This window comes from Candidatus Avelusimicrobium alvi, from assembly GCF_958451995.1.
Classification (GTDB): domain Bacteria; phylum Elusimicrobiota; class Elusimicrobia; order Elusimicrobiales; family Elusimicrobiaceae; genus Avelusimicrobium; species Avelusimicrobium alvi.
The window spans coordinates 20,818-34,017 of sequence record NZ_CAUDSG010000015.1; the positions used below are offsets into that span (position 1 = coordinate 20,818).

The 13,200-nt window shown below is 54.8% G+C and carries 14 protein-coding genes; 1 reads left to right on the forward strand and 13 read right to left on the reverse strand.

The features are described 5' to 3' along the window. Nucleotides 1–48: 48 nt before the first annotated feature. The 12 genes from ACQY36_RS04315 to ACQY36_RS04370 form a co-directional block, all read right to left on the reverse strand. Entirely contained in the window at nucleotides 49–474 is a 426-nt protein-coding gene (locus ACQY36_RS04315) for an NfeD family protein (RefSeq protein WP_428077975.1), read from the reverse strand. A 20-nt stretch (nucleotides 475–494) separates the two neighbouring features. Then, nucleotides 495–1,340, reverse strand: coding sequence for a transglutaminase family protein (locus tag ACQY36_RS04320; RefSeq protein WP_428055709.1), 846 nt, complete (start codon nucleotides 1,338–1,340; stop codon nucleotides 495–497). Nucleotides 1,341–1,494: 154 nt separating this feature from the next. Continuing rightward, nucleotides 1,495–2,130: an OmpA family protein gene (locus tag ACQY36_RS04325; protein ID WP_428071611.1), complete on the reverse strand. Its 636-nt coding sequence runs from the start codon at nucleotides 2,128–2,130 to the stop codon at nucleotides 1,495–1,497. 283 nt (nucleotides 2,131–2,413) lie between these two features. After that, nucleotides 2,414–2,950 (reverse strand): OmpA family protein, encoded by a 537-nt coding sequence (locus ACQY36_RS04330; protein ID WP_428055713.1) that lies wholly within the window; start codon nucleotides 2,948–2,950, stop codon nucleotides 2,414–2,416. A 49-nt stretch (nucleotides 2,951–2,999) separates the two neighbouring features. Beyond that, nucleotides 3,000–3,497 (reverse strand): 2-amino-4-hydroxy-6-hydroxymethyldihydropteridine diphosphokinase, encoded by a 498-nt coding sequence (gene folK, locus ACQY36_RS04335; protein ID WP_428077977.1) that lies wholly within the window; start codon nucleotides 3,495–3,497, stop codon nucleotides 3,000–3,002. Next, entirely contained in the window at nucleotides 3,497–3,847 is a 351-nt protein-coding gene (locus ACQY36_RS04340; RefSeq protein WP_428072100.1) for a 6-pyruvoyl trahydropterin synthase family protein, read from the reverse strand. Before ACQY36_RS04340 ends, folK begins: the two co-directional genes overlap by 1 nt. Beyond that, nucleotides 3,844–4,638 carry a dihydropteroate synthase gene (folP, locus tag ACQY36_RS04345; RefSeq protein WP_428077979.1) on the reverse strand — a complete coding sequence of 265 codons (795 nt, stop codon included), beginning with the start codon at nucleotides 4,636–4,638 and terminating at the stop codon, nucleotides 3,844–3,846. The genes ACQY36_RS04340 and folP overlap by 4 nt, the downstream gene beginning before the upstream one ends. A gap of 20 nt (nucleotides 4,639–4,658) precedes the next feature. Beyond that, nucleotides 4,659–5,279, reverse strand: a complete 621-nt coding sequence (gene folE / locus ACQY36_RS04350) for a GTP cyclohydrolase I FolE (RefSeq protein WP_428072098.1) — start codon at nucleotides 5,277–5,279, stop codon at nucleotides 4,659–4,661. Further along, nucleotides 5,204–5,797, reverse strand: coding sequence for a 7-carboxy-7-deazaguanine synthase QueE (locus tag ACQY36_RS04355; RefSeq protein WP_428055723.1), 594 nt, complete (start codon nucleotides 5,795–5,797; stop codon nucleotides 5,204–5,206). The genes folE and ACQY36_RS04355 overlap by 76 nt, the downstream gene beginning before the upstream one ends. Next, nucleotides 5,772–6,116, reverse strand: coding sequence for a 6-carboxytetrahydropterin synthase (locus ACQY36_RS04360; RefSeq protein WP_428055725.1), 345 nt, complete (start codon nucleotides 6,114–6,116; stop codon nucleotides 5,772–5,774). The genes ACQY36_RS04355 and ACQY36_RS04360 overlap by 26 nt, the downstream gene beginning before the upstream one ends. After that, nucleotides 6,117–6,857 carry a DUF1189 family protein gene (locus tag ACQY36_RS04365; RefSeq protein WP_428055727.1) on the reverse strand — a complete coding sequence of 247 codons (741 nt, stop codon included), beginning with the start codon at nucleotides 6,855–6,857 and terminating at the stop codon, nucleotides 6,117–6,119. 37 nt (nucleotides 6,858–6,894) lie between these two features. Next, on the reverse strand, nucleotides 6,895–7,500 hold the full coding sequence (locus tag ACQY36_RS04370; protein ID WP_428072094.1) for a hypothetical protein: 606 nt from the start codon (nucleotides 7,498–7,500) through the stop codon (nucleotides 6,895–6,897). 188 nt (nucleotides 7,501–7,688) lie between these two features. Between ACQY36_RS04370 and ACQY36_RS04375 the strand changes: the two genes are divergently transcribed. Continuing rightward, the gene (locus ACQY36_RS04375) at nucleotides 7,689–12,794 is read left to right on the forward strand and encodes a PAS domain S-box protein (protein ID WP_428077981.1); all 5,106 of its coding nucleotides are present in this window, start codon (nucleotides 7,689–7,691) and stop codon (nucleotides 12,792–12,794) included. A 172-nt stretch (nucleotides 12,795–12,966) separates the two neighbouring features. On the opposite strand, the gene ACQY36_RS04380 is transcribed toward ACQY36_RS04375, so the two are convergent. Then, nucleotides 12,967–13,200: hypothetical protein (locus ACQY36_RS04380; RefSeq protein WP_428077983.1), on the reverse strand; the 234-nt coding region annotated here is incomplete at its 5' end.

A 13,200-nucleotide genomic window follows, 5' to 3' on the forward strand; every position in this document is an offset into this window, starting at 1 on the left:
AAAATGCTCCTTGTGTAAAATAACGCCCGAAGGCGGTTGTTGCTTAAATTATTTTTCGCGTACGGTCAGCGTTACGCCGTCCAGCTTTTCCACCACGCACTGCGTCCCCGCGGGAAGTTTTTTATCGGCGGTGGCTTTCCAGCTTTCGCCTTCCACTTTTACGCGTCCGGTATTTTGCACGGGGTCAATGGCGGTTTCCACTACGGCCGTTTTGCCGATAACGTCCTCCGCCGGCGTTTTGACGTGTTTGGAATTGCGGTACAAATGGCGCAGCGCAAACGGGCGTACGCCAATCCAGGCCGCGCCGGACACAAAAGCAAAAACGCCCACCTGCCACCAAATCCCCAGGCCCAGCCAGGACGTCAAAGACGCTCCCAGCAGGCCGATACCCAGGCATGCGAGCGAAAACTCCATCGTAAACACTTCGCCCGCAAAACACCCTACGGCGATAATCAAATAGATGTAATAGTTCATAAGCCCTCCGGCAAGGCGCGTCAGCCTTTAATAATTTCTAAATATTCCCGCAGGTATTTCAGCCGCCGTTCGTCGCGCATTTTGTTAAGCACGTAAATCATATTGGCGATGAAGCGGCGCACAATCGTGCGGGAGGAAAGGGGGGATAAAAAATCGTTATTCCATTCAATGTGGCGCGCGCGGATGTAGCGGCGGCAGTCTTCCTCGGTCAGTATTTTGCCGTTGTCCAGCGGGTCAATAAATAACGATTCGCTAAGCGCATAATCGCGCATATGCACCAGAATGCGTCCGGCCAGGTCCACCAAATTTACGTCAATGCCGTAACGCTGGCCCAGGCACGCGTACAGACACGCCACGCACAGGCTGGAGCCGCGTTTTTTGCGCAGAAAACGGGCGAAGGAGATATCTTTCACGTCCACATGGGTCTGGAGCGCCACCATCCCGCGTATGCGGAAAAAGTAATGGCCCAGCACGGCGGCGATTTCGCCGTAGTTTTTGGCGTTTAAAAGCGCCGGGCGCAGTTCGGCGGCCATTTGGTCCAGCGGGGCGGAAACGTCTCCCCGGGCGGCCGTCGGGCTGGTAAATTTGGAAAGCAGGGTGAGGCCTTCTTCCAAATCCGGGTTGATTTTGGCCGCAAAGCGCGCCAGCGCGGCGGAGAGATCTTCCCAGCAGATTTCTTCCAACGTATGCAGGACGGCGCGCGGCGCGGAAGTTTTAAACTCTTCTTCCATTACGCGCTGCACTTGTTCGGGATTGTTTTTAATGGCGGCCGCCAGCGCGCTTTTAAGAACCGGTCCGTAATTTTCCGTTTCGGTTTCCAAAAGCTTAATAAGCGCTTTGAGTCCATCGTTGCCGAGAGTCTGCATATATTAAAAGATAGCAAATTGGCGTGTTTTTTGCTACTGCTTTTTGGGGGCCGTTTTCCGGCGGAGAGCAAGAGAAAAAACGTTTGCGCGCCCGGGGTGCTGCAAAACAAAAAAACCGGGGCTTTCGGGCCCCGGTTCTGCGTATTGAAAAAGGTTAGTTCAAGTCTTTTTCGTTAGCGGTGATGGAAAGCACCACGCGGCGGTTCTGCGCGCGGCCGGCGGCCGTGGCGTTGCTTGCGATGGGGTTGGAAGAACCATAGCCCACATAGGTGATGCTCTGGGTTTTAAGGCCGCTTCCCAACAGGAAGTCGTACACGGCTTTGGCGCGCTGGGTGGAGAGCTTGTTGTTGATGGCGTCGGAGCCGGTGGAATCGGTGTATCCCTGTACGACGATGCGGTTTTTGGGATATTTTTTGAGCACTTTGTTCAGGTCGGTCAGCGTCTGCATGGAAGAGGCGCTGAGTTCCGAGCTGCCGGTAGTGAACAGAATATCGTTTTTCAGATAAACCTGGATGCCGTTGTCGCTTTTGACCACTTCGGCGATTTTGGCGAGTTCTTTGGCCTGTTTGTCATAATAGTTGCCCAAGAGTCCGCCCGCGGCCATACCGGCCAAGGCTCCGTAAATGGCGCCTTTTTCGCTTTTGCCGCCCGTATTGTTGGCGATGATGGCTCCGGCGGCGGCGCCCACGGCGGCCCCTCCGGCGGCTCCCCAGGCGGTTTTCTTACCGGGGGTGGTGCAGGCCGAAACCAATAAGGCGCAGGCCATGCAAAGCAGAACAGTTTTTTTCATGTTGCGTTCATTCTCCTTTTGTAAGAATCTGATATTTACATTTTACTTTTTTTCGCGTAAAGGCAACAATTTTTCTGCGGTTTGCGGTATTTCCGCCTGTACGTCATACCCGAATGTCTTTGTCGGGGCTCTGGTTGTTGTGAAATGGGCAGATTCCCGACTGCAACCTCGGGACTGACGGTTCTTGGTGCGGGACTGACGGCTTTTTATGCCTGTTGGGCATGGTTTTCAGCAAATAAAAAACCCCGCCTGTGCGGCGGGGTTTTGTACAAAAGTCTGACGTTTAGTTGTTGGAAATTTCCAACTCCACGCGGCGGTTCTGCGCGCGGCCTTCGCGGGTTTTGTTGGAGGCTACCGGGTTGGCGGCGCCGTAACCGATGAAGGACACGTTTTTCGCCGGGACGCCTTCTTTTACCAGTTCCATCGCCACGGCTTTGGCTCTTCTTTGGGAAAGGTCTATGTTATAGTTGGGGTCTCCCAAGGAGTCGGTGTAACCGGCTACGCGCACGGTATGATCCGGATATTTTTTCAGCGCGCGGGCGGTTTGTTTGATGGGCTTTAAAGAAGCGGGGTCCAGCTCGTCGCTGTTATAGCGGAAGTTGATGGGCTCTTTGTAGGAAAGTACCACGCGGCCGGGCGTTTTGCGGCTGACGTTGGCCACGTCGGAAAAATCTTTGTCTTCTACGGCTTTTTTAGCGGGTTTGGCGGTTTCGGTTTTTACCGCTTTTTTAGCCGTGTTTTTGCAGGTGCTTTTGGTGCAGGTGCAGTGGCAGGCGCCTAAGAACAGTGCGGCGGCCAGAACAATTACTACTTTTTTCATACGTTTTCTCCTTGTATTAGTATGTGTTACTGCAGCATTTATGTATATTCTACAATATCCGGCAGTCAGGCTTGCCCTTTTTTTTCATCAGTTCGCGGTACAGCCGGTAAACGGGTTTGCCCAGCTTGGGGTGTACATAGTCGGCCAGAATGTAGGAAAGCGGCTTGAGTACAAATTCGCGTTCGTGCAAGCGCGGGTGCGGCACGAACAGCGGGTATTGGTCGTCGTCTTCAAAAACAATCTGGTCGTCGTAGAATAAAATATCCAAATCAATCACGCGCGGCCCGTTTTTAAACGTGGGCGTGCGGCCCAGCCGGCGTTCCAGCTCTTTTAATTTTTTTAACAGCGGCAGCGGCTGATAGGGCGTGCTTAAAATTAAAACGGTGTTGACAAAGTCCGCCTGCTCGGCGAACCCCTCGGGTTTGGAAACGATGTAAGGCGCCACCTCTTTTACCGTGCCCAGCGCGGACAGGGCTTGCACGGCCCGGTCTATATTTTCTTTGGCGGGGGGAATGTTGCTCCCCAGGGCAAGGACGGCTTGCGGCATTATTCTTCTCCGCGGTATTCAATCCAGCGGTCGGGTTCTTCGGCCACTTTTACGGCAAATAAATGCGGCAGGCGGTTCTTGATGCGGTTGTACATCCACACGCACAGGGCTTCGGTGGTCGGCTGCGGCAGGAACGCGCCCAAATCGCTGCCCTCCAGGCGGGCTTCCAGTTCTGTTTTAAACGTGTCCGCTAGCTGCCTGAAATCAATCAAATACCCTTCGGCGTTGGTCGGGCCGTAGAACGTGATTTCGTAATGAAACGTATGCGCGTGCACTTCTTCGGCCAGCGTGCCGCCGTGCCCGTGGCGCGCGGTGAAAGAACCGCATTGGGTCAAATATACTTTGCTCATTGGGCGGCCTCCAGCTCCCGGTAAAAATCCATAATTTTGCGCGTATCTTTTACGTCGTGCACGCGCAGAATGTCGGCCCCGCCCTGCAAGGCCACCAGATTGGCGGCCAGGGTTTGGGCTTTGCGTTTGGGGGCGGCTTCGCGCTTTTGGCTGAGGAACGTTTTGCGCGACAGGCCCACAAGCATCCGCACGCCCAAATCTTTAAAGAAAGAGAGGTGTTTTAAAAGCTCATAATTTTGTTCGCGCGTTTTGGCAAAGCCGAAGCCTACGTCAATAATCACGTTCTCTTTCGCCACGCCGCACGATACGGCCTCGGCGATTTTCCCGGCCAAAAATTCTTTTATTTCGCCCAGCAAATCCCGGTAATCGGTCAGGCTTTGCATTTCCTGCGGCGTGCCGCGCGTGTGCATCACCACGATTTGCGCGTTAAAATCTTTAACGAGTTTGAACATTTCTTTGTCCGGCGTGCCGCTTACGTCGTTGACGATGGCAACGCCGTTTTTAAGTCCTTCCAACGCCACCGGGATTTTAACCGTGTCTAACGATACGGGAATTTCTGGCCACTTGGCGCGCGCCGCCCGGATGACGGGCAGTACGCGGCGGAGTTCTTCTTCCGCGCCGACGGGCTCTGCGTTGGGGCGGGTGGACTCGCCGCCGATGTCAAAAATATCCACGCCGTTTTCGGCATAGTCTTTGCATTTGGCGGTGAGCGAAGCCAAATTATTTTGCGGGTCGCCGTCGTAGAACGAATCCGGCGTGGCGTTTACAATGCCCATTAAAAGTGGTTTCATTTTTTGTCCCCGGGGCGGAATTATTTAATCATTTCCAAAAATTCGTTGCGCACTTCCATCTTTTTAAACGCGCCGCGTATCGCGCTCGTTACCATCACGGCGTTGTGTTTTTCAATGCCGCGCGAGCTGATGCACATATGCTTGGCTTTGCACACCACCATCACGCCGTGCGGCTGGAGGGTTTCCATCAGGCTGTCGGCGATTTCGGCCACCAGTTTTTCCTGTATTTGCAGGCGGCGCGCGAACACTTCCACCAGCCGCGCCAGCTTGGAAATGCCCAGCACGCGGCCTTTGGGCAGGTAACCGATGGATATCGTGCCGAAAAACGGCTGCAAATGGTGTTCGCAGGTGGAGTAAAATTCAATGTCTTTGAGCACCACCATTTCTTCGCAGGAGCCTTCAGTAAACGTTTTTAACACGTCCTGCGGCTTCATTTTATAACCGCCGTAGAGCTTCTGCCAGCTGCGCAGAATGCGGTGGGGGGTTTCCAAGAGGCCTTCGCGGGACGGATCGTCGCCGATGAACGCAAGGATTTCGCGCAGGTTGTTTAAAATTTTTTCTTCCGTCAGCGGATGTTTGCCAGCTTGTGCGTTTGCAGGCTTAGCCGTGCGGAGGGATGATTTTTTAGCAGTTTTACGCATAGGTCTATATTCTCCTGTTTGTTGCTTTCGGGCTGCAGATAAATTTGGGTTTTCGCGTTTTCATACGCGTAGTATTTTTGTAAATCTTCCAGGTCGGTGTCCTGGCCGACTACTATTTTGATGACGTCGGCTTTTTTAAGCATGGCGGGGCTGACGTATTTTTTGGGCGACACGCATACAAAATCCGCCCGGCTTACGTCCGCGTCAATGGAGCCGTTGGTTTCTATATGCACTTCGTACCCCGCGTCTTTGAGCGCGGCGATGAGCGCGGGCAAATTTTGCTCCGCCGGCTCTCCGCCCGTGATAATCACGGCTTTGGCCGGCCAGGCCGCCAGCCGGGCCAGGAGCTGTTTGGCGTCTGTTTCCGCGCCTTCCCGGGCGGCGTATTTGGTGTCGCAGAACGGGCAGTTCATCCGGCATCCGGCCAGGCGTACAAACACGGCGGGCATGCCGGTGTGCTTTCCTTCGCCCTGAACGGAATAAAAAATTTCGTTAACCTTCCACGACGGCTGCGGCATTTTCGCTCTCCCAGATTTCCAGCGTTTTTAATTTTAAATCCTGCTTGGCCAGCTCGGCGCCGATTTTTTGGAACAGAAAAGCGGCCAGGTTTTCGGCCGTCGGGTTTTCCACCCAGTCGTTTAAAAATTTGTGGTCGGGCAGGTTGTCGTCCAGCAGTTTTTTAATCACTTTAAAATCGCACACCATTCCGTCGGGGCGGACGGCTCCTTCAATGACAAAGACGGCCTTCCAGGTGTGTCCGTGCAAATCGTGGCAGGGGCCGTCGTAATGCGGCAGGCGGTGTGCGGAACTGAACGAGCGGATGAGTTTAATCAGCATTTATTTCTCCTCGGGAAGCGTGTTGAAAATCTGTTGCATATAAATCAGGCACAGGATAACCTGCGCGAACGTAAAAAGCGGAATGTTTATCCACATCCGCACGTACCACAAAGCGGCCAGCGGCCCGAGCATAAAAAACGCCCATTTAAGCACCACGGCGCGCGGCACGGAGGAGCGGGTAAGCAGTTTAAAAAACAGCCCGGCGGCTCCCGCGATGCAGAAGCCGAAAAACATCACCAGCGGCACCGCAAAGAGCGATGTTAAAAACCCCACCGCCGCCAGTGCGCCGGCCAGCGTGTTTTTTTCTTTTTCTAAATTTTCCTGGGAGGCGGTAAACGTAAGCGTTTGGGGGAGCGTGCGGGATTGTACGCCGCCGGAACCGGGCATATACAGTTTGTCGCCGGTTACCAGCATCAGCGTGCGGCTGTCCGTCATTTCTTTTAACGTGGGAGGCGTTGTTAAGGATGCGTCAAACACTATTTTAAAATCGCTTTGCGGCACCGAAACGGATACCGGCGTTTTGGGTTCGGTCAGTACGCCTTTTTCAAAGGTAACCTGCGGAAAATTTTTAAGAAGCACCGGCAGATTTTCGCGGATATACGCCCCCGCGAAAAAATGGAACACGATCACGGACAGCAGGAACAAATACGCGCCGAAACCGAACAGCTGTCCCCGCGTGGCAAAAGCCAGGCGGTGGTAAAAACGGAACGAAAAAATGGTTTTAAGATGGGCCAAAAGCATATTTCCATTATACCAATTTGGGCCGTTTTACGCCGTATCAGGGCTTTTGGGGGCCGGGAGTTTTAGGGGCGGCGTTTTTATCCCGGCAGGTAATTTGCGCGCCCAAAAAGAAAATCTGGTTCTTTTTAAACACGCACGAAAGTTTTTGCGCGCGCGGGCTGCCGTCCGGCGCGTCGGCCGCGGGCTTTAAACAGGCGATGCGCGTGCAGGAATACGTCTCGCCGCACTGCGGAAAAGACGAAGACGGAAAATTGGTGATGAACCACGAAAAATCCAGGTTGTAGTTGAGCGCTTTTAAAAAGTTGTCGCACGTCATCTCGCCCTCAAACGTGCAGCGCGGTTCGGCGGTGCCGGGTTCTGCGGTGACGGTCTGGTCCAGCAGGGTGTAGCGTTCGGCGTCTACCGGGTCGCCCTGCACCATGTACACGTCAAAACAGGAGTAGCCGGGAAGATTGTTTTTTGTACAGTCAAACCGTTTTAAAATATCGTGCCCGGGGCAGGTGTCTTCCACTTCCGCCGGATCGGTGGAGAGGTATTGGGGCGTTTGGCGCACGGTTTGCGGCTTATAGCCCGTTTCGGCCGCGGCCGCCGCGGCGCACAGGCAGGCCGCAATCGTAAAAAGACGGCTTAAAAATTGTTTCATATGCTTTTTCCTCCGTGTTTTCATCGTAGCAAATTTTTGGCGCCGGGCCGTTATTTTTGCAGGCGGAAAAAAGGTTAGACGGCGCCCCGTACGCACGCGGCCGTGCGCGTACTTCTGTGTATTGCAAGTCCGGGCGGAATTTATTAATATATAACCGTGTTGTTCCATTTTAGACCGACAGAGGGCATATGTCCAACAACTTTTTTTCGTTTTTCTCCAAAAAAAATACTCCGGCCGCCGCGGAAATCAAAACGCTGACCCCCGAAATGCTCGCTTTTCTAGAGCAGTTTCCCACCGCCATTTTACTTTTGGACGCTACGGGCAAAATCACGTTCGCAAGCGCCAGCGCGGCGTCTTTACTGCGCACGGAGCGCTCCGCGCTGGACGGCGCGCGGGTGGATCGTTTTGGCCTGACCATGGATCAGGTGCGCTCCATGGCCTCCGCCAAGGAGCCCAAAAAGGTGGTTATCCAGTTGGTCAACCGCGAGGCGGACGCGGTGTTTGTCAGCGCGGGGGCGAGTATTCTGGCCTCCACGCCGTTTATTATGCTCACGCTGGAAGCCGTGCCCCATTTTAAGCAGTTAAACGCGGAAAAAACCTTTTTGCGCGCGGTGCTGGACAGCTACCCCGTGCCCGTAACGGTGCAGAACTTTGCGGGCGTGTGCGCGCTGTGGAACGCGCCGGCCGAAAAAATGTTCGGCTTTAAATCCGCCGACGTGCAGGGCCGCTCCGTATACGATTTCCTGCCTAAAGAAATAGTGCAGTCCGTGCGCCGGCTGGACGAAGAAGTCCGCACCAAACAGCGCCCGCGCGAAGGCGTGCAGCTGACGTATAAAAACGCCAAAGGCGAGGAACGCACGCTGTCCGTCACCAAAGTGCTTACGCCGGCCGAAAACGGCAAAAGCCAGGCCATTTTGACGGCGTTTGAAGACGTAACGGTGCGCCGCCGCTACGAGCAGGACCTGCTGCAAAACCGCACGCTTTTGCGCGCGGTGCTGGACAATGTGCCGCTTGGCCTGTATACGCGCGACTGCGACAACCAGATGACTTTTTTCAACCGCCAGAGCATGACGGTGCTGGGCGAGACCGACGTGAAATGCGTCAATACGCCCCATCCGCACCAGGATTCCAACATCGTGCAGTCCCACTACACCCGCGAACAGCAGGTGCTTAAAGAGGGGAAAATTAAAGATTATCCCGAAGAAGTGTATGTGGACCACGACGGCAACGAAAAAATCCTGCACCTGATTAAAGTGCCGCTGATGGACGCCGGCCCCAAGCCGCTGGTGCTTTCCATCGTGGAAGACGTAACCGAACGCCGCCGTCAGGAAAAAGAAATCGCGCGCGCCAACAGCTTTTTAAGCGCCATCGTGCAAAACGCGCCTATTGGGCTGTACGCCCGCGGGCAGGACGGGCGGATGCTGCTGCGCAACAAACAGTGCGAACATATTTTCGGCGAAGTGTCCGAAGAGTCGTTTGACGCCACCGGTTCTTTGCCGCACGAAACGCCGGAGCAGGTGCACGAGTATATTATGCGCGAGCGGGAAGTGCTGGACGCAGGCAAAACGCTGAATATCCCCGAAGAGGAATACTTAACCGCCGGCGGCGAAAAGAAGCTGCTGCATATGGTTAAAGTGCCTGTGGACGGGGGAAACGGCGAACCGCAGTTTGTGGTTACGCTGGTGGAAGACATTACCGAAAGAAAAGCACAGGAACGCACGCTGGTGGAAACGAAAAACTTCCTGCAGACGCTGCTGGACCAGGTGCCCGTGGCCATTTACGCCCGCGGGCAGGACGACAAGCTCTCTTTCATCAACCGCCGCGCGCACGAGCTCTTTCCGGACGAACGGGAATACCAAGCCAAGGATGATTTCTACGGCCAGCGCGAAAAAGCCATCTTTAACGACGGCAAAATGGTGGAATTCCCCGAAGAATGGTACACGACCCTGCGCGGGGACAAAATTCTTCTGCACCTCATCAAAGCCCCGGTGTTTGACAAAGAAGGCAAGCCCTTTATGGTGCTGACCGTGGCCGAAGACATCACCGAAAAGAAAGCGCAGGAAAAAGCCATCATTGACGCCAGAAACTTCCTGCAAACGGTTATCAACAACCTGCCGGTTTCGCTGTCCGTCAAAAATTACGACGGGAAATATATCCTCTGGAACAAAAAGAGCGAAGAACTCTTCGGCGTAACGGCGGATGCGGTAATCGGGCGCACCTCTTACCGCGCGGACATCAATAAAGAGCAGGCGGAATTTTTGCGCGAAGCGGACCTGCGCGTATTTGAAAGCAAAAAAGAGCAAAATATCCCGCAGGAACTGATTTCCACCGCCAGCGAAGGCGTAAAAATTATGCACACCGTTAAAACGCCTGTGTTTAACGTGGACGGCACGCCCAACTGTCTGCTGGTGGTGTCGGAAGACATTACCGCCAAAACCAAAATGGAAAAACAAATCCGCGAAGCGAGCGACAAAAATACGCTGCTGGTGGAAAACGCCCGCGAAGGCATCGTCATTTTGGAAGACGGCAAAGTCATCTACGCCAACCGCGCGTTGTGCCATATTTTAGGCTACGACGAAATGAGCGACGTAACCGGCAAAGACGTGTTTACCCTGGTGGCCGACGACCACCGGGTGTTCCTGAAAGATAAATACGACGCCGTGCTCGCCGGTTCGGCCGACGCTTCCTCCGCCATTGACGTGCATTTCTTAAAGAAAAACGGCCTGGAAGTGGAAACGGAGTTTGCGGCCGTGGTGTCCCGATACCTCGGGCGGCGCATCGTGCTGTGCTTCGTGCGCGACGTAACCACCGGCAACCGTATGCTGCGCGACGTAAAGACCGAACGCGAATGTTTCCGCGCCGCGTTTGAAAAGAGCGTTACGCCGGCGTTCATCCTTTCGCATAAAGGCTACATCAGCGTAATGAACGAAGCGTGCCGCACCCTGTTCGGCTTTACGGAAGCGGACAAGAATTTCTACCGCAACGTATATATGAAGCCGGCCGTGTCGCTTCCGGCGCGCAAACTGCTGCGCGCGGGAAAATCGGCGCATATGGATTATGTGTTTGATTTTGACCGGGCGGCCAATATGTTCCCGGACCGCGTGAAAGGTTCCGGCAAGCTGGATCTTTCCGTCAGCTTTGTGCCGATAAACAAGCGCGACGCCAAGGACGGCAGCGTAGAAGCCGATTACGTGGTGTTTTTGGAACGCAAAGACCGGCAAAACGACAAAGCCGCCTGTCCGCCTCCTCCGGCGGTTCCGCCGGTGCCCGCCGCGCCCGTAAAGGAAAAAACTCCCGCCGCGCCGCGCGCGCCCCTGCCGCCCGCTCCGCCGGCGGTCATCAGCAAAACGGCCAAAGAAATGCTGGTGCTGCCCAACAGCGAGCCGTACGCGCTGTGCGGGGAGACGTGGAAAATTGAAGTCTGCAACGATTTGTTCTGCTCGCTTTGCCAGCTGAGCGAAGAAGAACTGCTGGGGCAGGATATCCGCCGTATTTTTGACGCGGACTCCCTGCCGCGCCTGGAGGAAGACTTGCAGGCGCTCGCGGCGGACGGTTCGCTGGCCAACCGCGAATACCGCATCAATCTCGCAAGCGGCCTGGAACACACCGCCGTGCGGCTGACCGCCGTTAAAGAGGCGGACGGCCGGTATTTGTTTGTCCTGCGCAATATGGCGTTTCACCGCCAGATTATGCGTATTTTGGAAGAACGCTCCGCCCATTTAAACGCGCTGTTGGAAGCGACGGACGGCGTGGTGTTTTCCGTCCTGTTTGAAAACGGCCGCTTCGGGCATATTGAACAGGCCAACAAATTCCTTTCGCGCAAGCTGGGGTTTTCGCACGACGAACTGGTGCATATGCCGTTTAAAGACCTGTTCTTTGACCGGGGGCACGATTCCGCCCGCTGCAAGGAAGTGCTGGAGCGCGCGCAGGAAGAGGTGGCTTTGCACGGCAAAACCTCTTTTAAACTGTCCGTGCGCAAAAAAGACGGTGATTCCTTTGCCGCGCAGGTGGTGGTAACGGTGCTGGACCTGCCCAGCAAAGACGCGGCGTTGGTGGTGGTGCACGATTTGTCCGAACAGCTGGACGAAGTGGCCAAAGACTCCAAAGAGGCGCAGGAACTGAAAAGCGTGCGCCAGGCGCTGCCCGGGCTGTATTTAAAGACGGACAGCGACGGCCGCGTGCTGGAAGTGTATTCCAACCTTACCTATTTGGACAATACCCGCGCCGCCGAAACGTTTCTGGAGAAAAAACCCGCGCAGTATTGGCCGGAGGAAGCGGCCTCGCGCGCGCTGTTTGCCATTAAAGAATCTCTTTCCATTAACGTAAGCACGCGTTTTGAATTTGAATGGACGGTGGCGGACAAACTGCGTTATTTTGAGGCCACGGTAACGCCCATCACCGGCCGCGACGAGGCGGTGCTGTGGGTGAAAGACGTGTCGGACCGGCACGCCTACGACGAGCAAATCCACGAACTCTATCGCCTCACGAGCGAGCCCGGCCTGTCCATCACCGAACAGGTGGACAAAATCCTGGCGTTCGGTTTAAAAACGTTCCGTGCCGAAGTGGGGCTCGTGCTTCGCTTTGAACAGGGCAAGCTGGGGCTTGAAAGCCATGTGGTGTACGCCACGAAAAATAACTTTAATATTGAGCGATATATGGAGTTCCCGGTGGAGGAATGCCTGATAGATGTGCCGGACGGGAATGTTGTTATCTTCCCGGATTTGGAGAACGCTTCCTGCCTGCACTGCCTGCATAAGGAAAAAGGTTTCGGCTCCCTTTTAGCGGCCCCGCTGTATGTGGGGGGGAAAGTGCTGGGCGCGCTGTGTTTTGCCGCGCGCGAGCCGCGCCGGAGCTTTGGCCAGGGGGCGGAGGAGCTGATGGGCATTATGTCGCGCCTGCTGAGCCTTCGCATTGAACTGCGCCAGACGGGCAAAATGCTCAGCGAAGCTTCCCGCTCGCTTGCGCGCACGCTGGAATACGTGGAAATGCCCGCCGTAATGATGGACCTGGATTACCAGGTTACTTTCGTCAACAAGCCGTTTCTGGAAGCAACGGGCCGCCGCGTGAGCAATATGCTGGGGCGCGACCTTTTCGCCGAGGTTATCCGTAATGACGATTTGTCCAAACGGATGTTTAAAGCCGCCGAACATTCCGCCGCCGGAAACGCGTTTCGGGTGCGGATGGACCTGCTGTACGAAAACGGCCTGTACAAGGATACGGGCTGGGACGTGTTCGCCTGCAAAGACGCGGACGGCAAAGTGGACGGTTACGCGCTGATAGCTTCGGAATCGTAAATTGTCCTGAGAAATCCCCAAACCCCGGTGTTGCTTACGGCGCGCCGGGGTTTTTATGTATTCCGGCACCGGGGCAATTTGTTGGATGATGCCGCTTGGAAAGCAGACCGTGCAGACAGAAAACCGCCCCCTGGAAGGGGGCCTTGCAGGCCTGGAGAGTCGTTTTGTCGTTTTATGCAGGTCTTAGCCGTGTTGTTTCCGTTGTGTTTCCGGCCTTTAGCCCGTCTATAAAATCCGTTTTACGCGGGAAAAGCGTTTTATTTGTCTGAGCGAAGCGAGTTGTAAAACGCGCCGCGTAAAACTGGATTTTATGGGCCCCAGCCGGCAGTCTTTTTGTTCCTTTTTCTGCTGTCAGAAAAAGGAAGTAAACCCTTTTGCTTCTTTTAGAAATAAAAGAAGAAAGATA

Excerpts from the sequence above, each read along its gene's own strand:
- folE (WP_428072098.1), bottom strand. The coding sequence starts at position 5,279 with ATGCGTAAAACTGCTAAAAAATCATCCCTCCGCACGGCTAAGCCTGCA.
- ACQY36_RS04340 (WP_428072100.1), bottom strand. The coding sequence starts at position 3,847 with ATGAGCAAAGTATATTTGACCCAATGCGGTTCTTTCACCGCGCGCCAC.
- ACQY36_RS04370 (WP_428072094.1), bottom strand. The coding sequence starts at position 7,500 with ATGAAACAATTTTTAAGCCGTCTTTTTACGATTGCGGCCTGCCTGTGC.
- ACQY36_RS04375 (WP_428077981.1), top strand. The coding sequence starts at position 7,689 with ATGTCCAACAACTTTTTTTCGTTTTTCTCCAAAAAAAATACTCCGGCC.
- ACQY36_RS04330 (WP_428055713.1), bottom strand. The coding sequence starts at position 2,950 with ATGAAAAAAGTAGTAATTGTTCTGGCCGCCGCACTGTTCTTAGGCGCC.
- ACQY36_RS04360 (WP_428055725.1), bottom strand. The coding sequence starts at position 6,116 with ATGCTGATTAAACTCATCCGCTCGTTCAGTTCCGCACACCGCCTGCCG.
- ACQY36_RS04355 (WP_428055723.1), bottom strand. The coding sequence starts at position 5,797 with ATGCCGCAGCCGTCGTGGAAGGTTAACGAAATTTTTTATTCCGTTCAG.
- ACQY36_RS04325 (WP_428071611.1), bottom strand. The coding sequence starts at position 2,130 with ATGAAAAAAACTGTTCTGCTTTGCATGGCCTGCGCCTTATTGGTTTCG.
- folK (WP_428077977.1), bottom strand. The coding sequence starts at position 3,497 with ATGCCGCAAGCCGTCCTTGCCCTGGGGAGCAACATTCCCCCCGCCAAA.
- ACQY36_RS04365 (WP_428055727.1), bottom strand. The coding sequence starts at position 6,857 with ATGCTTTTGGCCCATCTTAAAACCATTTTTTCGTTCCGTTTTTACCAC.
- folP (WP_428077979.1), bottom strand. The coding sequence starts at position 4,638 with ATGAAACCACTTTTAATGGGCATTGTAAACGCCACGCCGGATTCGTTC.
- ACQY36_RS04320 (WP_428055709.1), bottom strand. The coding sequence starts at position 1,340 with ATGCAGACTCTCGGCAACGATGGACTCAAAGCGCTTATTAAGCTTTTG.
- ACQY36_RS04315 (WP_428077975.1), bottom strand. The coding sequence starts at position 474 with ATGAACTATTACATCTATTTGATTATCGCCGTAGGGTGTTTTGCGGGC.